The organism is Arcobacter sp. F2176 (genome assembly GCF_004116465.1).
GTDB classification, from domain to species: domain Bacteria; phylum Campylobacterota; class Campylobacteria; order Campylobacterales; family Arcobacteraceae; genus Arcobacter; species Arcobacter siniprincipis.
Genome location: NZ_PDJV01000070.1, coordinates 1 through 438, shown reverse-complemented (window position 1 = coordinate 438; position 438 = coordinate 1). Strand labels below are relative to the sequence as shown.

The 438-nt window shown below is 29.2% G+C and carries 1 protein-coding gene; it reads left to right on the top strand.

Features of this window, described 5'->3' with window-relative positions:
* Window positions 1–131: fumarate hydratase C-terminal domain-containing protein (locus CRU95_RS16210; RefSeq protein ID WP_164969811.1), on the top strand; the 131-nt coding region annotated here is incomplete at its 5' end.
* Between the last annotated feature and the right edge of the window lie 307 nt (window positions 132–438).

The window sequence follows — 438 nt, the reverse complement described above, 5'->3', positions numbered from 1 at the left end:
TAGCATTTGAAGAACTTGGTATGGAAGCTATATATGAATTTGAGGTTAAAGACATGCCTGTTACTGTAGCTGTTGATACTGAGGGTACTTCTATTCACACTACTGGTCCTGCTAAGTGGAGAACTATCTAAGCTTTATACATAAAATATAAGCCTTAAGTATTTTATCTCTTAAGGCTTATTTCTTTTAATCTGTAATTCTACTTAAAAAAAAATAAAACAATTTTTTCTTCATAATTTTTTAATATTTTTCATTAAAACTGATAAATATCACTTTTAGTTCATTTTCACTTACTAAAATTCCTCAACATGAATTCAATTAAGGAGAGAGAAAATGAATGAAGTTATTGAGGCTTATACAGGGCAAAATCCTGATGGCAATAAGAGTAGAATTCCTGCTAAACTTGATAAAGCATTAACAGCATCAGGAGTAATACTT